At 37.8% G+C, this 23150-nt stretch carries 26 protein-coding genes; 14 read left to right on the top strand and 12 right to left on the bottom strand.

Annotated elements, in window-relative coordinates:
- Window positions 1-147 precede the first annotated feature (147 nt).
- The 3 genes from QYB95_RS04175 (at window position 148) to QYB95_RS04165 (ending at window position 2639) form a co-directional block, all read left to right on the top strand.
- Window positions 148-1338 carry an MFS transporter gene (locus QYB95_RS04175; protein WP_301136883.1) on the top strand — a complete coding sequence of 397 codons (1191 nt, stop codon included), beginning with the start codon at window positions 148-150 and terminating at the stop codon, window positions 1336-1338.
- 84 nt (window positions 1339-1422) lie between these two features.
- Window positions 1423-1854: a BrxA/BrxB family bacilliredoxin gene (locus QYB95_RS04170; RefSeq protein ID WP_301136881.1), complete on the top strand. Its 432-nt coding sequence runs from the start codon at window positions 1423-1425 to the stop codon at window positions 1852-1854.
- Window positions 1842-2639 carry a class I SAM-dependent methyltransferase gene (locus tag QYB95_RS04165; RefSeq protein WP_301136880.1) on the top strand — a complete coding sequence of 266 codons (798 nt, stop codon included), beginning with the start codon at window positions 1842-1844 and terminating at the stop codon, window positions 2637-2639. Before QYB95_RS04170 ends, QYB95_RS04165 begins: the two co-directional genes overlap by 13 nt.
- 617 nt (window positions 2640-3256) lie before the next feature.
- Here the strand turns inward: QYB95_RS04165 and QYB95_RS04160 are convergent.
- From QYB95_RS04160 to QYB95_RS04150, 3 genes are all read right to left on the bottom strand, one after another.
- Complete coding sequence (locus QYB95_RS04160) at window positions 3257-4003, bottom strand: amino acid ABC transporter ATP-binding protein (RefSeq protein ID WP_301136879.1); 747 nt, start codon at window positions 4001-4003, stop codon at window positions 3257-3259.
- 13 nt (window positions 4004-4016) lie between these two features.
- Complete coding sequence (locus QYB95_RS04155) at window positions 4017-4673, bottom strand: amino acid ABC transporter permease (RefSeq protein ID WP_301136877.1); 657 nt, start codon at window positions 4671-4673, stop codon at window positions 4017-4019.
- Between the two features lie 134 nt (window positions 4674-4807).
- On the bottom strand, window positions 4808-5593 hold the full coding sequence (locus QYB95_RS04150) for an amino acid ABC transporter substrate-binding protein (protein ID WP_301136876.1): 786 nt from the start codon (window positions 5591-5593) through the stop codon (window positions 4808-4810).
- A gap of 785 nt (window positions 5594-6378) precedes the next feature.
- On the opposite strand from QYB95_RS04150, the gene QYB95_RS04145 reads away from it, so the two are divergent.
- The gene (locus tag QYB95_RS04145) at window positions 6379-6984 is read left to right on the top strand and encodes a YpjP family protein (protein WP_301136875.1); all 606 of its coding nucleotides are present in this window, start codon (window positions 6379-6381) and stop codon (window positions 6982-6984) included.
- Between the two features lie 550 nt (window positions 6985-7534).
- Window positions 7535-8374, top strand: a complete 840-nt coding sequence (locus QYB95_RS04140; RefSeq protein ID WP_301136874.1) for a M15 family metallopeptidase — start codon at window positions 7535-7537, stop codon at window positions 8372-8374.
- A gap of 248 nt (window positions 8375-8622) precedes the next feature.
- Here the strand turns inward: QYB95_RS04140 and QYB95_RS04135 are convergent, their stop codons facing one another.
- From QYB95_RS04135 to QYB95_RS04125, 3 genes are all read right to left on the bottom strand, one after another.
- Complete coding sequence (locus QYB95_RS04135) at window positions 8623-8994, bottom strand: DUF5367 family protein (protein WP_301136873.1); 372 nt, start codon at window positions 8992-8994, stop codon at window positions 8623-8625.
- Between the two features lie 97 nt (window positions 8995-9091).
- A complete protein-coding gene (locus QYB95_RS04130; protein WP_301136872.1) occupies window positions 9092-9448 on the bottom strand; it encodes a hypothetical protein in 357 nt (118 codons plus the stop codon).
- Between the two features lie 203 nt (window positions 9449-9651).
- The gene (locus tag QYB95_RS04125) at window positions 9652-10152 is read right to left on the bottom strand and encodes a DUF2798 domain-containing protein (protein ID WP_301136871.1); all 501 of its coding nucleotides are present in this window, start codon (window positions 10150-10152) and stop codon (window positions 9652-9654) included.
- Window positions 10153-10475: 323 nt separating this feature from the next.
- On the opposite strand from QYB95_RS04125, the gene QYB95_RS04120 reads away from it, so the two are divergent.
- The 4 genes from QYB95_RS04120 (at window position 10476) to QYB95_RS04105 (ending at window position 13007) form a co-directional block, all read left to right on the top strand.
- Window positions 10476-10667 carry an ABC transporter permease gene (locus QYB95_RS04120; protein ID WP_301136870.1) on the top strand — a complete coding sequence of 64 codons (192 nt, stop codon included), beginning with the start codon at window positions 10476-10478 and terminating at the stop codon, window positions 10665-10667.
- A gap of 202 nt (window positions 10668-10869) precedes the next feature.
- Complete coding sequence (gene modA, locus QYB95_RS04115; RefSeq protein ID WP_301136869.1) at window positions 10870-11643, top strand: molybdate ABC transporter substrate-binding protein; 774 nt, start codon at window positions 10870-10872, stop codon at window positions 11641-11643.
- Between the two features lie 92 nt (window positions 11644-11735).
- On the top strand, window positions 11736-12401 hold the full coding sequence (gene modB / locus QYB95_RS04110; protein WP_301136868.1) for a molybdate ABC transporter permease subunit: 666 nt from the start codon (window positions 11736-11738) through the stop codon (window positions 12399-12401).
- A 96-nt stretch (window positions 12402-12497) separates the two neighbouring features.
- On the top strand, window positions 12498-13007 hold the full coding sequence (locus tag QYB95_RS04105; RefSeq protein ID WP_301136866.1) for a MogA/MoaB family molybdenum cofactor biosynthesis protein: 510 nt from the start codon (window positions 12498-12500) through the stop codon (window positions 13005-13007).
- Between the two features lie 44 nt (window positions 13008-13051).
- Here the strand turns inward: QYB95_RS04105 and moaC are convergent, their stop codons facing one another.
- On the bottom strand, window positions 13052-13537 hold the full coding sequence (moaC, locus tag QYB95_RS04100) for a cyclic pyranopterin monophosphate synthase MoaC (protein WP_301136864.1): 486 nt from the start codon (window positions 13535-13537) through the stop codon (window positions 13052-13054).
- Between the two features lie 300 nt (window positions 13538-13837).
- Between moaC and QYB95_RS04095 the strand changes: the two genes are divergently transcribed.
- Window positions 13838-14794 carry a thymidylate synthase gene (locus QYB95_RS04095; protein ID WP_301136863.1) on the top strand — a complete coding sequence of 319 codons (957 nt, stop codon included), beginning with the start codon at window positions 13838-13840 and terminating at the stop codon, window positions 14792-14794.
- A gap of 61 nt (window positions 14795-14855) precedes the next feature.
- Here QYB95_RS04095 and abc-f read toward each other — a convergent pair whose 3' ends face one another.
- Both abc-f and QYB95_RS04085 read right to left on the bottom strand, forming a co-directional pair.
- A complete protein-coding gene (gene abc-f / locus QYB95_RS04090) occupies window positions 14856-16679 on the bottom strand; it encodes a ribosomal protection-like ABC-F family protein (RefSeq protein ID WP_301136862.1) in 1824 nt (607 codons plus the stop codon).
- Between the two features lie 118 nt (window positions 16680-16797).
- Window positions 16798-16932, bottom strand: a complete 135-nt coding sequence (locus tag QYB95_RS04085; RefSeq protein WP_301136861.1) for an RAxF-45 family protein — start codon at window positions 16930-16932, stop codon at window positions 16798-16800.
- Between the two features lie 199 nt (window positions 16933-17131).
- On the opposite strand from QYB95_RS04085, the gene QYB95_RS04080 reads away from it, so the two are divergent.
- Window positions 17132-17650, top strand: a complete 519-nt coding sequence (locus QYB95_RS04080; protein ID WP_301136860.1) for a GNAT family N-acetyltransferase — start codon at window positions 17132-17134, stop codon at window positions 17648-17650.
- A gap of 255 nt (window positions 17651-17905) precedes the next feature.
- Here the strand turns inward: QYB95_RS04080 and QYB95_RS04075 are convergent, their stop codons facing one another.
- The 3 genes from QYB95_RS04075 to QYB95_RS04065 form a co-directional block, all read right to left on the bottom strand.
- Window positions 17906-18859: a TRM11 family SAM-dependent methyltransferase gene (locus QYB95_RS04075; protein ID WP_425609170.1), complete on the bottom strand. Its 954-nt coding sequence runs from the start codon at window positions 18857-18859 to the stop codon at window positions 17906-17908.
- Window positions 18860-18878: 19 nt separating this feature from the next.
- On the bottom strand, window positions 18879-19334 hold the full coding sequence (locus QYB95_RS04070) for a hypothetical protein (protein WP_301136858.1): 456 nt from the start codon (window positions 19332-19334) through the stop codon (window positions 18879-18881).
- Window positions 19335-19479: 145 nt separating this feature from the next.
- Window positions 19480-20286 (bottom strand): hypothetical protein, encoded by an 807-nt coding sequence (locus tag QYB95_RS04065; RefSeq protein ID WP_301136857.1) that lies wholly within the window; start codon window positions 20284-20286, stop codon window positions 19480-19482.
- A 143-nt stretch (window positions 20287-20429) separates the two neighbouring features.
- Here QYB95_RS04065 and QYB95_RS04060 point away from each other — a divergent pair, with 143 nt between their 5' ends.
- The 3 genes from QYB95_RS04060 to floT all read left to right on the top strand — a co-directional run bounded on the left by QYB95_RS04060 (window position 20430) and on the right by floT (window position 23106).
- On the top strand, window positions 20430-20909 hold the full coding sequence (locus QYB95_RS04060; protein ID WP_301136856.1) for a dihydrofolate reductase: 480 nt from the start codon (window positions 20430-20432) through the stop codon (window positions 20907-20909).
- Window positions 20910-21043: 134 nt separating this feature from the next.
- Window positions 21044-21583 (top strand): NfeD family membrane protein, encoded by a 540-nt coding sequence (locus tag QYB95_RS04055; protein ID WP_301136854.1) that lies wholly within the window; start codon window positions 21044-21046, stop codon window positions 21581-21583.
- An 11-nt stretch (window positions 21584-21594) separates the two neighbouring features.
- Entirely contained in the window at window positions 21595-23106 is a 1512-nt protein-coding gene (floT, locus tag QYB95_RS04050) for a flotillin lipid rafts scaffold protein FloT (protein ID WP_301136853.1), read from the top strand.
- The last annotated feature ends 44 nt before the right edge of the window (window positions 23107-23150 follow it).

Below are 23150 nucleotides of genomic sequence, written 5' to 3'. Positions count from 1 at the left end.
AATGCTTAGTGATTAGGCAGTTGTACATTTTTTCTGTGGAATTAAGTTACTTACCACTGTGAAAGCATTGAATGGAGGTATCTAAAAGATACAATAAGTCAATGCATCATTAGGCTGCACATCAAATTAGAGAAAGAGAGTCTTATCATGAATAAAAATACAAAGATTGTATTGGCGATCTTATTAGGAAATCTGTTTATTGCGTTTTTAGGAATTGGCTTAATTATTCCTGTTTTGCCGACGATCATGAATGAGCTGCATATTTCAGGAACAGTTGTTGGTTATTTAACGGCAGCGTTTGCACTAACTTCACTTGTGGTATCACCGATAGCAGGGCGTTTTGCGGATAAATACGGACGTAAGATCATGATTATTCTCGGGTTAGCAACATTTGCGGTATCGGAATTATTATTTGGTCTAGGAAAGTCGGTTGAGGTTTTATTTGTTTCCCGTATTTTAGGTGGTGTGAGTGGCGCATTAATCATGCCGGCTGTAACAGCCTATATTGCGGATATTACGACAGCTGAAACACGACCAAAGGCACTGGGGTATATGTCTGCAGCAATCAGCACTGGATTTATCATTGGACCAGGTGTTGGGGGCTTTCTCGCAGAAATCGGTACACGTGTTCCATTCTTTTCTGCTGCTGTTCTAGGTGCTCTAGCTACAGTCTTGTCCATTCTCTTCTTGAAAGAACCTGAACGTACGGAACAGCCTGTAGTCATGGAACAAACAGAATCGAAATCTGCCTTTAAAAAGATTTGTATCCCGATGTTTTTAATCGCCTTTTTGATTATTTTTATTTCTTCATTCGGCCTTGCCGTAGTTGAATCGTTTATCAGTTTGTATACGGATCATAAATTTAGCTTTTCTCCGGGAGATATCGCGGTTTTGATTACAGTATCGGCTATAATAGGCGCGTTATCCCAAATTTTACTCTTTGACCGCTTGACGCAATGGTGGGGCGAAATCAAGTTAATTCGACTGTGCTTGGTAATTTCCGTAGTTTTCGTTTTTGTTTTAACCCAAGTGTCCAGCTATGCAATGATTATTTTCGTCATTACAATGTGTTTTGTTGGTTTTGATCTAATTCGTCCTGCTGCCACCTCCTATTTATCGAAAATAGCAGGAAATGATCAAGGCTTTGTAGGCGGCATGAACTCGATGTTTACCTCCCTGGCAAATGCAATTGGACCGATTCTGGGTGGGGTGCTATTTGATATTGATGTCGATTACCCATACTATTTGGCTGCTGTCTTCCTGGCCGTTGCATTAGGAATTGCACTCGCTTGGAAAAAAACAGAGATAGCAAAACCAGTAGCAGAAAGTGTAAATTAATGAACACAGGCACATATTTTGAAATTAAATCGTTTTAATTGGTATAATAAAAAATAGTGATTATGAATGAAAGAGGTAGAAAAAATGAATGCTTATGATGAATACATGAAAGGCATTGTACGACCAATGCGCCAAGAATTAGTAGATGCTGGTTTTAATGAATTAACAACTGCTGAAGATGTGAATGAATTTATGGCTTCGGCAAAAGGAGTTTCTTTAGTAGTCATTAATTCTGTATGTGGATGTGCGGCCGGTTTAGCTCGTCCAGCGGTTCGCCAAGCAATCGAAGAGGTAAAACCAGACCATCTAGTAACAGTTTTTGCAGGCCAGGATCGCGAAGCAACAGCACAAATGCGCGGATTCTTTGAAGAAGTCCCAGCAAGTTCTCCGTCAATTGCTGTTTTAAGAGACGGACAATTAGAATACTTCATTCCTCGTGAACAAATTGAAGGCTATCCAGTAGAACAAATTACTGAGCATTTAACTGGTGTATTAAAACAAGCATGTGCGCAGTAACGCTTGTAACGACTGCTGGTAGACCAGATGAAATTTCTATGGCGCTAGCACAGAAAGCTTGTGACGAATTAAATATTCGTTTCGAACCCCGAAATAAAAGATCCGTTGCGAAGTTGAGCCAGCTTTTCAATGCAAATATCATCATTGCGGGCAAAAATCGCTATGAGTATTACCCGAAAGGTGCAGGTGCACCTTTCTTTTTTCATCCAAATTCAGCGGCTTTCCGGTTAAAACGAGTGGCAAGAGGAGAGCAAGATCCATTTCTGGATGCATGCAACCTAAAGGTGGGAGACTCCTTCCTTGATTGCACGCTGGGAATGGGTTCTGACGCCATGCTTGCGGCTTATAAAGTAGGGGATTTGGGGAAAGTAGTCGGATTAGAGGACGATGCAAATGTTGCGTTTATAATAAAAAACGGAATGCAGGCTTATGATACCTCTGAACTACCGCTGACTAGCTGTATGCGCCAAATCGAGGTTATCCAAACCGAAGCCGTGGAGTTTTTAAGACAACAGGGCGAGAATTCCTTTGATGTTGTATACATGGATCCCATGTTCGAGGAACTCATCGAAGAATCCAACAATTTCGAAACACTGCGGGTTGCCGGCAGCCATCTTCATTTATCGAAAGAATGGGTTGATGAAGCCTTCCGAGTTGCCAAAAAACGGGTCGTATTGAAAGCACATTTTCGTTCTGGACTGTTTGAAGAATTTGGATTTGAAAGAGCGGTGCGGTTAACTTCGAAGTTTCATTATGGGATTTTGGAAAAAACTAGTGAACGTTGAGTGATAGCGATGAGTATTCATCGCTATTTTTTTTGCTCAATGAAGTACATTGCTATTTCTCGAATCATTGTAAGAAGAAAAGGCGGATGAAGAATTTTATGAAAAGTGTTATGAGTACGTCATCAGGCGGATGAAGACCTTTGTGAGAAGCAATTAACTGGTGAAAGTGCATCATAAGGGGAATGAAGTATTTTGTGAGTAGCTAAATACAGTATAAAGTGCGTCATAAGTCGAATGAAGACCTTTGTGAAAACCAAATTACGGTAGAAGGGGCATCATCAGGCGAATGAAGCATTTTTAGAGAAGCGATTTGCAGTAAAAAGTGCATCAACAGTCGAAGGAAGCACTTTGTGAGAAGCTAATTGCAGTAGAAAGTGCATCATCAGGGTGATAAAGCATTTTATGAGAAGTAAGGAGTAGAGAAAGTACATCATAAGACGAATCAAAAACAAAATAAGCAACTGTCACTAAAAATAAGCAACCGCACTAAAAATAAGCCCATCTAGGTAGACCTCAAAGCTTGACCTTCACCTAAAAATTCCCTCAATTACATATCCAATTACACCAAACAAAAAAAGTGAAGAAAATAAGGATTCTCTTCACTACTAATTCGTCATTTATTTTAAATTTTTCTTCAGGAACAATTTGGTACGATCGTGTTGCGGGTTTGAGAAGAACTCTTCTGGGCTATTTGACTCTACAATTTCTCCGCCATCCATGAATACTACACGATTTGCCACTTCTCTTGCAAAACCCATCTCGTGAGTCACAACAATCATTGTCATACTTTCTTCAGCTAGATCCTTCATTACTTTTAATACTTCACCAGTCAATTCAGGGTCAAGAGCAGAAGTTGGTTCATCAAAGAGCAGAATATCGGGATTTAGCATTAATGCACGTGCAATGGCCACACGTTGTTTTTGACCACCTGATAAACTGGAAGGGTAAGACTCGGCTTTTTCAGTTAGCCCCACTTTATCTAATAAATCTTTCGCATGATTTTCAATCTCTTGAGCTGATTGTAGATTCAGCAACTTGGGAGCCATCTCCAGATTTTGTTTTACAGTCAAATGAGGGAAAAGATTGAAATGTTGAAACACCATACCCATCCTGCCTGTCACTTTTTTTATCCCGTCCGGCTTTACGTAAACGCCATCTTTTACTAAATATTCATTTCCAATGCTGATACTGCCGCCATCAATTTGCTCCAGGTTGATCAGACTTCGCAGCAATGTACTTTTTCCAGATCCGGAGGGGCCAATCATCGCAACCACTTCATTTTTATTCATGGAAAAGGAGATTTTCTTTAATACCTCGTTTGTTCCAAAGGATTTTTTTAAATTGGCAACTTCAATTAGTGTCATGTTCTTTTCACCTCTATTCAAACTTATATCGACGCTCAAGTTGTTTAAAGATTATCGTTAAGATTAATGTCATGATTAAGTATATAACCCCCGCAATAAAGTAGGGTACTATCGTGAATTCCCTGTTGACAGCTGTTTGTGCAAAATGCAATAGTTCAGGTACTGCAACAGCGTAAAGTAGGGCAGTATCTTTAATAAGCGTAATGGATTCATTTGCAACTGCAGGTAATGCAACTCGGAACATTTGAGGTAATATTACACGAGTAGTTGTTTGCCATTTCGATAAACCTAATACTTGTGCGGCCTCATATTGCCCCTTATCGATAGCAAGCAAGCCGCCTCTGAAAATCTCTGCAAAATAAGCAGCGTAATTTAATACAAAACCAATGCATGCAGCGACAAAACGGTCGAAAACTAAATATTCACCGACGATTGGCAGCATTGGTAAACCAAAACAAATTAATAAAAGCTGTAGTAACAGTGGTGTGCCACGCATAATTGTTATGTATCCGTGTGCAAGCCATGACAATGGTTTAAAGCTGCTTTTAACTGCCAAAGTTAGCAAGAAACCAAGTGGTATCGAAACGATTATGGCAATGAAGAAGAGGAGTACAGTCATTTGTGCTCCTTCAAGCATTGGCCAAATAATCTTATTCCAATATTCAACCATTATGTATCCTCCTTAAAAGTGCTGACTAGAAGTCAAGTGTTTCCTGATGTTACAGTTAGGTCAAAAAGATAAGAGCTTCACATAAATATGGAAACTCTTATCAAGTATTCATCATTTAATTAGGTTATAAACTACTATTTTAAAACGATGTCTTCGCCAAACCATTTTGTTGAAATCTCAGCCGAAGTACCGTCTTCATTCATTGAATCCAGGGCAGCCTGTACTTTTTCAAGCAGCTCTTCGTTGCCTTTTTTCACACCTACAGCGTATTGTTCAGGTGCTAAAGATTCATCCAGAATTTTAAAAGTATCTGCTTCCTGAGTCATAAAGTATTCACCAACCACTTTATCAATGACAACAGCTTCAACACGTCCAGCTTTTAAATCTGTCAAGGCTAAAACATTGTCTTTAAATTCATTAAGAGATACTTTTTCGCTAATTGGGTTGGCATTTAGTGCATCAAGAGCCGAAGATAACGCTTGAATCCCCACTTCTTTGTCTGCAAGATCATCTAACTTAGTTATTTTAGAATCTGCCAAAGTCATAACAACTTGAGCATTTTCCAAATATGGTTCGGTAAATAAGACTTTCTCTTTACGTTCTTCAGTAACTGTATAGCCGTTCCAGATTAGATCAATACGTCCACTGCTTAATTCAGACTCTTTTGTAGACCAATCGATCGGTTGGAACTTTACATCAACGCCCATATGTTCGGCAGCGGCCTTAGCTAAATCAATATCAAATCCCACGATTTCATTGTTGTCATCACGGAATCCCATCGGTGCAAAAGTATCGTCAATACCGATTACTACTGTTTCCTTACCAGAAGAAGAACCTTCTGATTTCTCATCTGCTCCACAAGCAGCAACAATCGTTAAGATTAATGCCAGGATAAAAACTAGTGAAAATTTACGTTTCATATTAATCTATCTCCTTGATGGTTTCTATGTATAGTGAATAGCACTTTCATTCACTAAACTACTAATGTATTAAAGAATAGCATGTTGATAGATGATTGTCAATAATGGTTAAGCAAGATGAGAGAAAAGGGAATGGCTTAATAGGAAATAGTCGTGAAATGGATATCGGTCGACTACATTGTATCAATGGATTTTACTTTACACATAAATTATGGTACAGTAGTTATATGCGATTTTTAGGATTGATGTAAATAAATTTGGCGTTTCGCTGAAGTTTTTTAAGATACTTATTCACACTGGCGCAAGTAGAGGCTTGCAAGGACGCAAAAGTAGGTAGGGTTTGCGTTGCTTAGGTTAGAAAGCGTTTAGTGGAATTTTACCGCGGTTGGTAGATGCAAGTGTTTGCATTATATTATAAAATTCCCCTGATGATAGGGTTGAGACATTATTTATTTATATTTTTCCATAGAAATGCTAAAGGGGTATCCGATTAATTAGGATACCCCTTGTCTAATTTTTGGCAACTAAAAAAAGCTACCTGAATCAGTAGCTTTAGCTTTGTGAATTAGTCCGTGAAGCACATAGATGTTAAATAACCTAGTAACAATAATAATCCAAACCCTGCTGCGATTTCCATACAGTTAACCTCCCTTGATAAAAAAAACACGCTTTATTTACAATATTATTGTACAATGAAATAGAAAAAGATGAAACCTTTTAATGTTTTAAACGTACTAAATATATAGAAGGTTTTTACAAAATTGTGCGATATTGAAGGTGATCTCATGAAAAAGTGGCTGCAGAAAACCCTTGTTATAACAGTTGCATTATTAACTTTTGGATTAATTACACCGAATCATGAAATTTGGGATAGTCTAGATAACAGCCAAGCGAACAATGGTTCAGAAGGCAGCAACATAGAAAGCAATTCAACTGAGCAAGTATCAGCTTTGGTTGAAGATAGTTTTGCCGATGTCGATCATAATGATACAACGAATATCGAACCCATCTTATTAGCAGCAAAAGAACAAGCCTACATAAAATTTGGTCCTAGAATTGCACCTGTCATTAGCGATGAATTTGATTCAAAGATTTATCCAAAATTAGAAGAGGTAATTGAACTAACACTAACGAATTTGGACGCGGACACAGTTAGATACTTGGCGATTTCAAATCAGCCAAGCGGAGAGTATAACGAAAAGATTTTCAATATTTCGAACGGGACAAGCGGCAAGGACTTGATTCGCTTCCATGTTCGAACAGAAAAGCGTCCCCAAGAAGGCTACTACTATAATTTCCATTACCATACATCTGAAGACAATTTTATCGCACACCATTCTTTAGGTGATATTTACTGGAGCAAAAACACGCCACCGAAATGGTTATCCTAAAACACCCGAATCAATGAACTGCCCCGTAAAAAGTTAGACACGAATCTAATTTTTACGGGGGTTTTTTCTTTGATAACTGTCGATATATCAACGATTTTATAGAAAGTTATAAAGAGACACTTATTATATATCCCATCGAAAAATTCCCTTTAATTCAATGGACCCCAAAATCGCTTATTTTTCGTTTACTTTAAAAGAATTAATAATAGTATGTCATCCTAACTTTTAGGGAACACTTCTAGCCGGGTGTTTTTTAGTTAATTGATGAATAGTGGTCCAAGTTTAAAAAGTGTTCTGCAAACCATAGGCCACAATCGAGTATTACAGAGTGGGATCGGAATATGAAAAATATAACATAAATGCTAGTGCTCGCTATAAAGTAGCGGGCATTTTTTTAATATAGATTACTGAGTATATTAACCAATTCATATCTATTATGATGACTATACTAGTATATTAGGACTTCATGATATCATAGTGGATCCTATACCTTGCTGGGTCCCTGATAACATACAAGTGCTAGCTAACAACAAGTCGAAGGAGGGATAATATGGCATCAGTAGAAACGAGTAATAGAGATTTAAGCGAATTGGCAAGGGTTGCACAGATAGCTTGTAAATTGTTGTTTCAGGAGTGCTATAAAGCAAATATTCGAGATATTTTCCTAACCGAAACATATCGCTCCCAAGAACGACAAAATTACTTATATGCACAAGGTCGCACTCGTCCAGGACAAATCGTTACATGGACAAAATCTAGTAATCATAAAGCTCGCTTAGCTTGGGATATTGCCGTTGCACCGCCAAAACCACTATATGATGTGGAAACACTTTCCAAAGTAGGAGCAATAGCGAAAAAATTAAATATCACATGGGGTGGTACATGGACAAATAATATGGACCGTCCTCATTTCGAGGTGAAATCGGATTGGGTCATGCCTAAAGGTTATCAACTTGAGGGCGAGGTTGTAGTTCCTACGTCCAGTAACGAAAGAGTCCAATTAATCCAAGAGGAGGGTTTAACATTGTCGCAATATGAAGAACTAAAAAGCGAAATAGAAGCTTTAAAAAACGAATTATCCGCGAAAGCCTCTTTGAGATCTAATAATGCAGTAGCTCCACCTCATAAAGAAGATTATGAATGGGCAAAAGAATCAGGTTTAACTGACGGATCCTATCCAGCAGGAGCATTGACTCGGCAACAATTATTTACTGTACTAAAACGATATCACGATACTTTTATACAAAATAACGGGACAGTTTCTGAATCACATAAAGAAGCATGGGAAACATTATTGCAACTAGGCATTACAGACGGCAGCAATCCCAGGGCTTTAGCTACTCGAGAGCAAGTCGGAACCATGATTAATAGAGTGATTGATCTAGAATAGGCCTGAATTTAACATTTTAAAACAAGAACAAATACGCAAGAATTTTAGCTAAGGATTAAAAGTATACCTGCAATTGAGTTAATGATTTTTCAAAGTGATTTTGATCTATCTCAATGAGCTTAAACCGTCTTCCCAAATTGGAGGACGGTTTTTTCTTGTATATAAATCTCCAAGTTTGTGAAGGAATGTGCCTTTCTAACACTACGGATTATTCCTTAAAGTAAGGCCATCTTGAAAGAACTCTCCCTTTAAGTGGATTTGCTTCTTTTCGGAAATCCTGAAATTAATATTAAGCTATATGCCCATAGTAGCCAGGAAGCAAAGAAAGGCAAAGAATCTATGTGCAAGTTAGGAAACAACTTTTCAAAATAAATAATACTTAGTGTGTCTAAAAGCATTCCCGGAAGAGCAATTTGGACAGAGGTGTAGAGGCGTTTCGATTGAGGTATTTTCCTGATAATATAGTAAGGATATGTAGCTATTGCTATTAAGGGGAGTGCAATTAAAAAGGAAACGATCACTAAAAGTTCATTGCCAGGAATCAGTAGCAATTGCCCGAAAAAACGAAAAAGAATCGTAGCCAATAACCATAAAAGAAAACCCCAGCCAATATTGATCATTTTAAACATCCTCCCTTTCATATAATTTGTACAAAAAAAACCTTGAACTACATTCAAACCTTTAATAATGTAATTTCCCTTTATTGCGTAACGCCATCTAGAGATATTCGGATAATTTCCATGCGGGTATTAATGAATGAAACTTAAAAAAGAAGCTCATGAGTACGTGAATGACAGTGTATAAAGCCAAAGTGAATAAGTATGTTATGAACCAGGTTTTCACGGATTCTTTCAAAAATAAAAAAAGTAGAAGCATTCCAACAGGGAACGGTACTAATATAATTAAAGGCATCGGTGCATTGAGGGCCTCAGTAATTGCTCCAAGTGAGACAACTGATGTACCAATTATAAGTGCTTGAAAAGCTGATAAATCTTTCTTAAGTAAATAGCTGCCGATGTAGTAAGATAATGCCGTTAATACAATTGCTAAAATAAAGTCAAAAAAATATCCCACAAGTACACACCTTCCAGATAAAAAAATTTACTTCGAGCTCATTTTATTTTCTACCATATTTTAGAAATAGGAAAGTAAATGTTTTGTAAATATTTCTGTTCAGATCGAATAATTTAGTAATAAAAATACATCTTAAAGTATAAGAAACCATTAAGAATAGAATTCAAAATGGTTTCTTATGCCTTATACTAACCCTGATTTGATCAGTTCGCAGTATCGTTTAATGTTAAGCCATTTTGGGCATTTTTAATGAACTTAATAAATATAATACGCACGATTGGGCCCATTACTAGGATTTGTAATGGCAAGGCAAATATGAAGTTTTTCAAGAAAACTGAGATAAATTCCGTAATAACTGAGTTGGAATCAAATCCATTATGGATATACGTGGTAATTAAACCATAGATGGACATGAAAAAAGCCATCCCAATCACCATGCATGTGGAAATTGCTAAAACTTTATAAATTACCTTCGTTGTATTTGCAGTCAATTTCAGGGCAATTTTCTTTGCATAAGGCCCTACGATATACAAATCAAGCATTAATGCAATAATAAATGCTAATAGGAAATTTGAGATTCCTCCGATAAAGGAAATTTTACCTAACATGCCATTAAGGTATAAATTATAGATGGTCATGAACAATACCATTCCAAAACACATAATCAAACCAAAATATAAGCTTTCTTTTCTTGTTGTTGGCATCAATCAACACTCCTTTTTGTTCAATAGACGTTATTATATAGAATTCCATACATGTCTCGTAAGGAAAAAATTATGGATATTTTGTGTCGGTAATCGAAATACCTGAAAAAGAAAATAAAAATGAGCATTTAGCCTTGATCGAAACACTTATTCATTATTTTGAATAATTGGGATAAATTCATTTTCCTAAAGTGTTGAGACAAGATGAATAACCATTGCATAAACTGAGTAAATTACAATTAAATAATTTATTTTGTTTTGAATAGTGAAAAATTTTTCATTTCGAGGTAAAATAAATATATAAAATATTGAGGAGGATGCCGATGATAACCGGTCATTTAGAGCGAGCGTTTCAATTAGCAGAGAAACATAAACTCGACGTAAGCACAATTTTGGAGTTAAATAAAATTATTATGAAGGAGGTCAATTCATCTCCTAAAACAGAAGAAAAAGTTCTACAGCAAATTCTTCAAATTCTTGAAAACAACAAACAGATATTACGGGAGGCAACATAACAATTGGAAAAACAACTTGAATTGTATGATGATTTAGACACATTTGATTAAAGGCGCTGCTCAAGGTAAGGGTATTACGAGCAGCGCCTTTTTAATTTGTCTAAAATCCGATATAATAAGGAAAAAATCGGTAATATCAGTTTGCAAACAGCAAAGAGAAAAAATGGTCTTATATCGGCGGATAACCTTAAGGAGTATTTTTATGAGGAAACTAGTAACCATCTTCTCTATCATTTTAACCTGCATCATTGGGGGATGTGCGTCTGCCAGTTCTGAAAAAGAAAATTCTGGTGTCTTGACAATTTCTGCAGCTTCGAGTTTGCAGGATGTACTGGAAGAAATGGCCGCAGAGTTCAATAACAAACCATCGAATCTAGCCATCCAATATAACTTTGGGGCAACCGGCTCGTTGGTGAAGCAAATTGAGCAGGGAGCACCAGTGGACTTGTTTATATCGGCGTCGAGAGAGAAATTTGATGAACTGAGTACCAAAGGATTTATACAAGAAAGTGCTGCATTTATTAGTAATGAGCTTGTTTTGGTAACGACTAGTAATGGAAAGCAGCATCTAGAAAATCTTGATGATTTAAAATCAAGTGAAGTTGAGAAAATCTCAATTGGCACACCATCCACTGTTCCAGCAGGCAGTTATGCAGAACAATCACTAAAATATTTTGATTTATGGTCAACTATCGAAGGAAAGCTTGTATATGCCAAGGATGTAAGGCAAGTGCTTACATATGTGGAGACGGGAAATGTACAAGCAGGATTTGTCTATAAAACGGACGCGATTAATTCTGATAAAGTCAAAATAGCAGTGACTTTGGATGAGGACAGTCATGATTCAATTACATACCCTATTGGCATTATTCAAAATACGGATTCTCCAACAGCGGCAAAACAATTTTATGATTTTTTACAAAGTGATGAAGGTAAGGAGATATGGGCTAAATACGGATTTACCTTCATTCGTTAAAGTTGTGGTTTAATTGCTGTAATTCCTGCTTAATGCATTTCATGGTCTCCATTAGGCAAAGTCGAAATTGGTTTAGGATAGAGGGAAAATAAATGTGGTACCGGTTTTGGGAACCGATTCAATTATCAATTACAATAACCTTTGCAGCAAGTGTCATTGTCATCCTGGCAGGAACTTTGCTTGGATACCTTTTTGCCCGGAAAAAATTCAAGTTCAAGGTTTTGCTTGAAACGTTGTTTATGCTTCCTTTAGTTCTTCCTCCGTCAGTTATTGGTTTTTTGTTAATCGTGATCTTCGGGAACCAGAGTATGATTGGAAAACTTATTAAATCAATTTTTGGTCACTCCATGATATTCTCATGGTATGCAGCCGTAATTGCGGCTAGTGTAGTTGCTTTTCCCTTAATGTTTCAAACGGCAAAGGCGGGGTTTCAGGGTATACAGAGGGAAATTGAAGAAGCGGCAATCGATTTAGGGGCAAGCAGGAGACAGGTTTTTATTCGAGTTTCTCTTCCTCTTGCTAAAAAGGCAGTTTTGGCAGGGTGTATATTAAGTAGTGCCAGAGCTCTAGGTGAATTTGGCGCAACTCTGATGTTTGCAGGCAATATTCCGGGAGTTACACAAACAGTTCCAACCGCAATTTATATGGCGATAGATGGTGGGGACATGTTCCTTGCATGGGCATGGGTTATCACAATGACCATTTTCGCTTTTTTCTTATTATATATTGTTCGCTCTAAAGAAAATGGAAGCGACTAGTGAATGATGGAGAATGCTAAACTTGCAAATATTATGATGGTGCACATTTCTACCACTGGTTAGTGGTGGATAATAGTTAGGAGTGAGACTTAAACAATGAGTATCGAGGAGCATAAGAAAATCAGGCTGAAAGATGTAAAGGTTATGGTTGTCACGATTAGTGATACCAGAACATTTGAAACCGATAAAAGCGGTCGAATGATGTGTGAGTTATTATCGAAAAATTTCTTTGAAATAACAAAGTATCTGATTGTAAAAGATGAACAGAGCGACATCAGGTCGACAATCCTTTCAGGTATCAACGATTCCAATGTAGATGTGATCTTAACAAACGGTGGAACAGGAATATCTATGCGAGATGTTACTTTTGAGGTTGTGGAGGAATTAATTGATCGACCTATAACAGGTTTCGGGGAATTATTTCGGATGCTAAGTTATGAAGAAATCGGCTCTGCCAGCATGCTATCAAGAGCTATTGGCGGTGTGGCAAAGGGGACCGCTATATTTTCAACTCCGGGTTCAACAGGGGCCGTAAAGCTCGCAATGGAAAAATTAATCTTGCCGGAGTTGGTACATATTGTGAATGAACTAAAAAAAGACGGCTAAAGCAAAAAGCCAAATCCTTAATTTTGGGGATTTGGCTTTTCTAATTAGCGAAGAAACTCTCCACTTTTGCCCCCGGTCTTCTTCATTAGCATGGTCGGCCCAATGATCATATTTTTATCTACTGCTTTGCACATATCATAAACTGTCAATGCAGCAGCGGATACAGCAGTTAGCGCCTCCATTTCTACACCGGTGGATCCTTTCGTTTTTACTTCGCTTTGAATGGCAATTTCATAGTGATTTTTTTCTAGATCTACGTTCCAGTCAAATGTGATATTAACACTTGTTAGAGAGATGGGATGGCACATGGGTATTATGTTGGAAGTTTGTTTTGCTGCCATGATTCCCGCCACCTGTGCTACTGCAAGCACATCTCCTTTCTTGTTTGTACCATTCCTTATCTCATCGTAAATCTCTTTATTTACTTTCACGGAAGAGAGGGCAATCGCCGTTCTAACCGACTCTTTTTTTTCGGATATATCAACCATTTTAGCTCTGCCTTGTTCGTTGAAATGTGTTAATTTGGACATGAACATTCCTCCAATTCTATTAAATTTATTATAGTGTAATTATTCACCTATTTCACGTCTCTTGAAATCGCTGCAATAACGAGACAAATTTTCATAGAATAGCCTAGGATTTTGTGCACAGACGATGACCTCTTAACAGACTATTAGAATACTGCATTATATTTTCTAAAAGAGGCCGGACTAAGTAGTTCCGAGTATTCATCATCACCCGCATTGTAGAAACCCTTTAGATGGGGAATCCTCCTTTTTTTTGACCATATTTTCTGTATAATAGTGAGAAGAGATAGGAGAGTGGTAGAAATGCAACATCCAGATACAAGCTATTTAGGTTTAGTACAACATATATTAGATACTGGAGTCAGAAAAGAAGATAGAACTGGAACAGGTACACTCAGTATATTTGGCCATCAAATGAGATTCGATCTATCGAAAGGCTTTCCTTTATTAACAACAAAGCGTGTTCCTTTTAAGCTGGTAGCTAGTGAATTGCTTTGGTTCATTAAAGGGGACACAAATATTCGATATCTATTGCAGAATAACAATCATATATGGGATGAATGGGCATTTAAAAAATGGGTAGAATCTGATTGCTATGACGGACCGGACATGACGGACTTTGGTTTACGTGCAGCAAATGACGAACAATTCGCCAAGGTGCTTGAAGTAGAAATGGTAAAGTTCAACGAGAAAGTTATAAATGACGAAGAGTTTGCGAAAGAATATGGGGACTTGGGTCCAGTTTACGGGAAACAATGGCGTTCTTGGCCAACCGCAAAAGGGGACACGATCGACCAACTAAAAAAAGTAATTAATCAAATTAAAATGAATCCAGATTCAAGACGCCTGATTGTGACTGCATGGAACCCATCCGAAGTGGACGATATGGCATTGCCGCCCTGTCATGCGTTTTTCCAATTTTATGTAGCGGATGGAAAGCTTTCTTGTCAATTATATCAACGCAGTGCTGATGTATTTTTAGGCGTGCCGTTCAATATTGCATCGTACGCATTGCTAACGCATCTAATTGCGCATGAATGTAACTTGGAGGTAGGAGAATTTGTCCATAGCTTTGGTGACACACATATCTATTTAAACCATTTAGATCAGGTTAACGAACAGCTTTCAAGAGAACCGAAAGAGTTGCCAACATTAAAAATCAATACCGAAAAGTCTTCCATTTTTGAAATGGAGCTTGAAGATATAGCGGTTGAAAATTACAATCCACATCCAGCGATAAAGGCACCGATTGCGGTCTAAATTGTTTATGAACTATAAAAACACTGCTGATTCCACTTAATGGAACCTGCAGTGTTTTAGATTATTCATTGACCCATAACGAAAAAAGTTCATCAAGTCGATCTTCAAGTTTTTCCAGCTCATTTTTGTGTGAAGCCTGGTTGGTTTCGGCATATCGAGCCTTGACTACTTTTACTTTTTCCTCTAATAGCTCAATTTGTTCTTCGAAGGAGATGCTTTTAGGCTTTTGCCTTTTTGGCACTTCAGCTATTGCGAATCTCTGTGGAGTTTCTTCGATGTTCCGTTCGCCATGTTTTTCTTTGGCCCAATGATAATTGCCGTTATATAATAATAGCCTTTGCTCTTCAATCCATGCTATACGTTTGAAGAGTTGATTTAAAAAATAGCGGTCATGTGACACTGCTAGTACGGTGCCATTGAAATGTTGGACCGTCTCTTCCAAGACTTCCCTAGATTCAATATCTAAATGGTTGGTCGGTTCGTCGAGTATCAGGAGGTTTATATCCTTATGCATTAGCTGAGCCAATCGAAGCCTCATCTTCTCTCCACCACTTAAATCCTTCACTTTCTTGAATACATCGTACCCATAAAATAAAAACTTCGCTAAAATATGGCGGGCTTCACCTTCCGTTATCGATACTTCCTTACGGAATACATCGATTAACCGTGCATTGCTATCCTCGTACACGAAGCTCTGCGATAAATAACCGATTTTCACGTTACTGCCGACCTTAACCTTGCCGGAATCCGGTACCACTTCTTCTAAAATCATTTTCAGGAGAGTGGATTTTCCGGTTCCGTTTAACCCGACGATTGCCAGTCGATCTTGCCAGTGCAGCTGTAAGGAAATTTCTTCAAATAAGACCTTGTCATATTTTTTTGACACGTTTTCTAAAATTACCACATCTTTGCCGCTTCGTTCATTTATTTCGAGTTTAAGCTGCATCTTCTTTGCAATAATCGGCTTTTTAACCAACTCGATTCGCGCTAACGCCTTTTCCATACTTTTTGCCCGGCGGTGCAGGGCGGCATTCGGAGGATTTGCTTCGTTTGCCCAGATTTTTAATCTTTTTATCGTTTCTTTCATCTTCGTAATCTTCTTTTGTTGTTCTTCATACTGGGAGAACTCATTTAAAATCCTGGCTTCCCTCAGTTTGACGAAATCATCGTAATTTCCTGCATAGATGTGGGGTTCTCCATTTTCAATCTCAATTACTTTCGTCACCACTTCATTCATAAATTGTCGATCGTGGGAAACAACAATTAAAGTTCCTTCATAACTTCTTAGGTACTTCTCGAGCCACTCGATTGAATTCATATCAAGATGGTTCGTCGGTTCGTCCAATAACAGGATCTGTGGGTTTAATAAAAGAATTTGCCCCAGCATTACTTTCGTTTTCTCACCACCACTTAAAAGGTGGAAAGGGGTCTGTAGAAGGGGAGTAATCCCTAATCCATTTGCAATCATCTGAATTTTGGCTTCAATTTCATATCCCCCTAAGGCAATAAATTGTTCTTGTATTTCACCATATTGTTTTAGAAGTTTTTCAAGCCGATCCGTTTTTGCCATTTCTGATTCTAATTGCTGCATTTTTTCTTGCATGGAAAGAAGGGGTGTAAAGGCCTCTTTCAGCACTTCGTTCGCGAGTACATTTGCATAAGGTGGAATTTGGTGCAAGTACCCAATTGATGTACCTTTTCTTTTTATAATCCTACCTGCATCTGGCATCTCCGTATTGGCAAGAAGTTTTAGAAGAGTTGTTTTCCCGCAGCCATTGCGTCCTACGATTGCTATACGCTCTCCATCATGAATTTCCATTGTTAAACCTTCGAAGATTACGGTACCACCGTATATTTTTGTAATATTTTCTGCTTTAATAGCCACTGTGTGTTCCTCCATTTTTTACACAGCGAAACCATCTAAGTCGTCAATTTTTGAATACAAAAAAGACTGCTCGATTAACAAGCAGTCTTTTCCTGAAACTTGTGAAAAGAATGGTTAATCAGCTGTGTTTTCGATTTTTTTGTCTAAAAAAGGGCATACGAATCCCGTTAGGCGCAAAATCGAAAGTAATGACACGTGAAAAATAAAGAAAACGATCATTATTTACACATGTCGTCACAGCTAATGTATTCATTCTTTTCACCTCCGATCATAACAATTATTTTCAGTATATTCATTTTTTTGGAGAATGTCAATCTATCCCTAAATAAATGATTAAGAACTAACTTATAAAAATTTTATTTTATTTAGAAGTTAATTTAAGGAGGAAATCTTTTAAGGTTAATAGAATTACTGTAAAGCTGCATAGAATATACGAGATTGGAGTAGTTGGAATGTACCTGGAAAGCAATAGATTACTAATTCGAAAGTTTATAATCGATGACGTAGAGGAGGTTTATGAATATTCTTCAAACCCCTTGGTCATGAAATATATACCAGAAGGGGTCATGACGGAGGAAGAGACAAGAAACTTTATACTTGAAAATATCGGAGACAACGCAAAGAAGTTTGCGGTCATCTTAAAGGATGAAAATCGCTTGATCGGTCATCTGGAGTTTTTTAAGTATTTCGGTAACCATACATATGAAATCGGATGGGTGCTTAATCCAAATTACTATAATCAGGGTTTCGCCACTGAGGCCGCGCACACGGTTCTGGATTATGGCTTTTCCAGGTTGAAGCTGCATCGTATTATTGCGACGTGCCAGCCTGAAAATATTGCTTCCTACCGAATTATGGAGAAGATTGGGATGCGTAGGGAAGGGTATTTTAAAAAGTGTATTCCTCATGGTGATGAGTGGTGGGATGAATATTATTATTCCATCTTGGATGAAGAATGGCTGAAGCTTTAATTGAAAGAGGGTGGGACATAACCCGAAAACACCATTTTCCTAGAGTAGGAAAATGGTGTTTTCTTGATGTAGCTTAAATTGATTTCCATTGCGGGGACGTGCATCCTCGGGCACGGCTCGACACGAGCGTCTCTCACTCGTGCTGTTCCCCCAGGAGTCGCCCCTCCACTCCAATCAATTTATAAATTATCAATTTCTTAATATAGAATCTTCCATCATCTAAAGAATTTTCTACTTCTGTCCCAGCCTCATATTTTATTCACATAGTAAAATTTGCCGCACAAATAAATGCTTTTTCGTAATACAGCGATCTGTGATTTTGAAGCCTACTTCTTCTACTAGATCATCGATGTCTTCAATTGTCACGATGATACATTTATCGGCGATTCGCCGTGCTTGCTTGATAATATCAAATTGTTCTTCACGCGTAATATGTGTATATAGATTGTATGGCAAATCTATGATACAGACATCATAGTGCTCACTGACTTCCGATATCGGACCTTTGGTAATAGTTCCATTTAAATTAAAGTACGCAATATTCTCCCGTGCTCCAACACATACAAAAGGGTTGATGTCTCTTCCTACAATATCAATTCCCATGGAGAGGGCCTCCACTACAACTGTCCCAATCCCACAGCAAGGGTCGATTGCACGGATTCCATCAACTTCTGGAACCGCGATATTGGCAATCGCTCGTGCAACCCGAGTATTCAGTGCCGTCGAATAACTATGTGGTTTATGTACATGTTCACGCCAAACCGATACACTTTTTGTGTGTCTGCCAAAATACCATCGATTGTTTATAGTAACCAGTCCAAACACAATCTCGGGATTGTCCAAATCAGGTTCCCCTTCAATGATCAAACCCAGCTCACGTTCTACTTGACGGCGTTCTGGATGTGGGATTTTCTTGGTTTCTCCCAAGTCCATTCTATTCAAGCAATAGACTTTGTAGGTGGAGGCGCTGATTTTCATATCCTTCATCATTTCTTTCAGTTCGGAAATAGTATCCCCATCGTAAATCACTTCCAAACGGTCCTCCATGAAAGGACTGCGACTAGGATCCACTTTAAGAGGGCTAATTAAATAGTTTAATTGTGTATCGAAGCCAAAAAATGAACGCATCTCCATCCGACAGAGATCATATTCATTTTTGTGGTGTACATAGGTGTATATATAGGAGTCCTTTGTGTGTTTGTTATTCAATCGGTTTTTCATCCTTTTCCTACTGTTCTTGGGTGCTTTTTATTAATGGCACGAGGAATCCGTATATTAGTGAAACTGCTTCCTGCAAGGTCATATCTTCGTGGAAACCTTCCATATTATCAATTGGAAGATTAATATCCCAAAGGCCATCTTCTCCCGAAAACATCATGCTTGAATAGACATTCTCGCCATGCAGATTTTCTTCCAGGTAGGCTTTAATAGTTGATGCATGTTTCTTTTGCACTTTCAGCCCGAATAAAACTATATACGTTTTAAATACATCGTCAACTTCGATTGAAAGGCTATCCGTTTTAATTGGCTCAAATGCATCTGTTTCAATATAGATAAATTCGTTCATATGCTGTTTCAAATGTGTGATTGATGTCGATAAGAATGAAGCCTGTTCCTGTGCAATCACATCTTCTGAATCTTTGTCGCAGCGTTCAATGTAAACCTCTGATAAATTAAGTGTCATTTTTATTAACCTCCATAAATTGCTCTTTATATTATATCCCTTAAAGCAATAAAAAATAGACAGTCAACAAAATCAATGACTGTCTTCACTAATTATTAAGTTTAACATAATTTAGCGGGATTGGTAATTAGATTGCATCCTTCAATTAATTGAGTTTAAATAAACTTTTTGTCCAAATCTCAGTAGAGCTCGGATGATTACTTTCAAATAGCGAGAATCGATTTGCGAATTGAATTATTTCCTGATTAATAAGTGGCTTTAAAGATTTGGGACAGGCATTTATTAATATAGAATCCTTTTTAAGGGAGTTCAATTGCTTGATAAAATCCATTTTTGTTTGAGGAATTTCACTCCACATTTTTAACCATATTTTGTCTCGTAATTCCCGATAATAGTTGTTCATTGGTTTTTCGTGGATGAAGTGAAGCGATGTCTGGAAATTAACTGCATTCATGAGTATTACCCGGTACTTATGATTCTGTTCGATCACTTGATAATTCGCTAAGGACAGCATTAATTTCTCGATACTTTTCTCGATTTTCTTGCCCGTTTGACCTTGAGCTGCACCAATAGGAACTAGTTTATCCTTACTTTGCTCATACTCATCAATATGAGGGGATTCCAGGATAATGGCGATTGTTTTATTTTTGTAGTTATTGTCGAGTATATCATCGTCAAAATCAGAGTTTATAAGGAAATCGCTTTTCTCATTAGGGGATTCAATCGTCAAAACATCATCCGATAATTCAACAATGTACCGAGTTGCATTTTGAACATATTTGTTCTTTTTAAAAAAAGATTTTCTTAGAGTAATCGCTTTTGTCTCCTCATCCAGGAGGATGTATTTGCTATTGCTTGCAAGCAGGTCATCATAAACGATATCGCTAATTTCCGTATAAATTGGGTATCCTTCTAAAGCTATCGCCAATTTTTTTTCTACAGCAGTGAGCATTTCTCCACTTCCTTTACTAGTATTAAGCTATATATACTGCGACAAATAAAATGATTGTACTTTATTTATATTAAATTTTTTGTAAAAATATGAATAAAAACGTATAAAATAGAAAAAGAAATGATGAATTTAGGAGAGATACAATGATATCACTAATAGTAGCTCATGACAGAAATCGAGTAATCGGCTATGAGAACAAAATGCCTTGGCACCTGCCAGGTGAATTGCAATACTTTAAAGAACAAACGATGGGAAAACCAATGATCATGGGGAGAAAAACCTTTGATTCAATAGGCAGACCATTACCCGGCCGTAGAAATATCGTCGTTACACGAAATGAAAGCTATGCAGTAAAAGGGGTTGAAGTTGCAACAAGTTTGGAGGATGCGCTAAAGCTTGCTGGAAGTGTAGATGAAGTAATGGTTATTGGGGGAGAGCAAATTTTCAAGATGGCGCTGCCAATTGCCGACAGACTCTATATTACTCGTATTGAACATGATTTTGATGGTGATACTTTCTTCCCAACTTACGGTGATGATTGGGTATTGAAATCGGAAAGTGAACCCGTTGCAACACCTGATGGCTATAGTTACACCTACTGTATCTATGATCGTAATAAATAAAAATACTAAAAGTTCCTTTATCTCAAAAAGATAAGGGGACTTTTTTATTTTAATTTTTTCAATATTTTGAAACTAATTATCAAGTTGTCCGTATATAAGTCATAAGGTTTATTTTAGTAAAAAGGTGGTGAAATATGTTGATTTTTGGCGCTGAACTTCATACCGTTTATTTATTTACCTTGATTATCGTCGGGTGTATTACAATCCTTTATCTCTTTTTTTCCGAGATGTTGGATGGATTATTTGAAGGGGTTCCGTTTGTTGATCCTGCGGTAATTTTATCGTTTATAACCATTACCTCTGCTGCAGGTTTCCTACTGGAAAAATTCGCTAACCTCTCCAGTGCCTTCAATTTTATTATTGCATGTATTTTATCAGCCATTATGACCAGCTTAATCTATTTTTTTATACTCGTACCCTTGAAAAGTGCCGAGGTTTCACTAGCTTATACCGAAGAGTCCCTTGGTGGGCAAGTTGGAAAAGTCATTGTACCCATCCCAGTTGATGGCTATGGCGAAGTTGTGATTGAAACAGTGAACGGAATTATTTCCAAGAGAGCTACAGGGTTTGAAAATGAACCAATCGATTATGATGAACAGGTGCTCATCATCGAAGTAAAAGAGGGGACGGTTTATGTAAAGAAATATGAGCCCAGCTTACAATTTAAATTATAGGGGGAATGAAAATGTCCAGTACATTGATTGTGATCGGAGTAGCAGTATTCATACTTTTAGCCATTGTTGCAGTGTATATTACAAAATACAGAACGGTTGGACCGGATGAAGCATTGATTGTTACAGGGAGTTTTTTAGGGTCAAAAAATGTTCATACAGACGATTCTGGCAATCGCATCAAGATTATTCGTGGTGGGGGGACATTTGTTTTCCCAGTTTTTCAACAATCAGAACCTTTAAGTCTATTATCTAGTAAGTTGGAAGTAACCACACCTGAAGTTTATACAGAACAAGGTGTTCCTGTAATGGCGGATGGAACGGCCATCATTAAAATCGGAGGATCGATTTCCGAGATTGCAACAGCTGCCGAGCAGTTCCTTGGAAAAAGCAAGGCAGATAGAGAGAATGAAGCGAAGGAAGTACTGGAAGGACACTTGCGCTCCATCCTAGGTTCCATGACAGTTGAAGAGATCTATAAAAACCGCGACAAGTTCTCTCAGGAAGTGCAGCGAGTGGCAACACAGGATTTAGCGAAGATGGGATTAATTATCGTCTCCTTCACGATAAAGGATGTGCGCGACAAGAATGGTTACTTGGATTCCCTAGGTAAACCAAGAATTGCACAAGTAAAACGGGATGCAGATATCGCAACTGCCGAAGCTGAGAAAGAAACGCGCATTAAACGTGCAGAAGCAGAGAAGGAAGCGCAAAAGGCGGAATTGATCCGAGCTACAGAAATTGCCGAGGCCGAAAAAGATAATCAATTAAAAATAGCCGAATATAAATTGGAGCAGGATAAAGCAAAAGCACGTGCAGACCAAGCCTATGAGCTAGAATCGGCACGTGCGAAACAACAAGTAACGGAACAGGAAATGCAAGTACGCATTATTGAGCGTCAAAAGCAAATTGAATTAGAAGAAAAAGAGATCCTGCGCCGCGAGAAGCAATACGACTCGGAAGTGAAGAAAAAAGCGGATGCAGATCGCTATGCCGTAGAGCAAAATGCTGCTGCACAAAAAATGAAAGATTTAGCCCAGGCCGATGCAGAGAAATATCGCATAGAATCATTGGCAAAAGCAGAAGCAGAAAAAATTCGCCTGGATGGTTTAGCAAAAGCAGATTCCGAGCGAGCGCAAGGGGAAACGGAAGCAGAAATCATTCGCCTGAAAGGGTTGGCAGAAGCAGAAGCAAAACGCAAAATTGCCGAAGCCTTCGAACAATATGGCCAAGCGGCGGTTCTTGATATGATTGTTCGCATGATGCCTGAATACGCCAAGGAAATTGCAAGTCCATTATCCAATATCGATAAAATTACAGTTGTCGACACAGGAAATGGGGAAGGCGGCGGTGCAAATCGAGTGACATCCTATGCAACAAACTTGATGTCTAGTTTGCAAGAGACATTAAAAGCCTCTTCCGGTATTGATGTGAAAGAGTTGATTGAGACTTTTGCCGGAAAACCACATTTTCAAGCAACAATCGAAGAAATAAATGAAAAAGAAGAAGAAAAACAATTAGTTTAATATCTAAGATGACTGAAATATAGGGCATTAAAGCGAATCCTTTT

Source organism: Ureibacillus aquaedulcis (assembly GCF_030418165.1).
GTDB classification, from domain to species: domain Bacteria; phylum Bacillota; class Bacilli; order Bacillales_A; family Planococcaceae; genus Ureibacillus; species Ureibacillus aquaedulcis.
The sequence above is the reverse complement of the archived record's forward strand: the minus strand, read 5'-3'. Positions and strand labels throughout refer to the sequence as shown.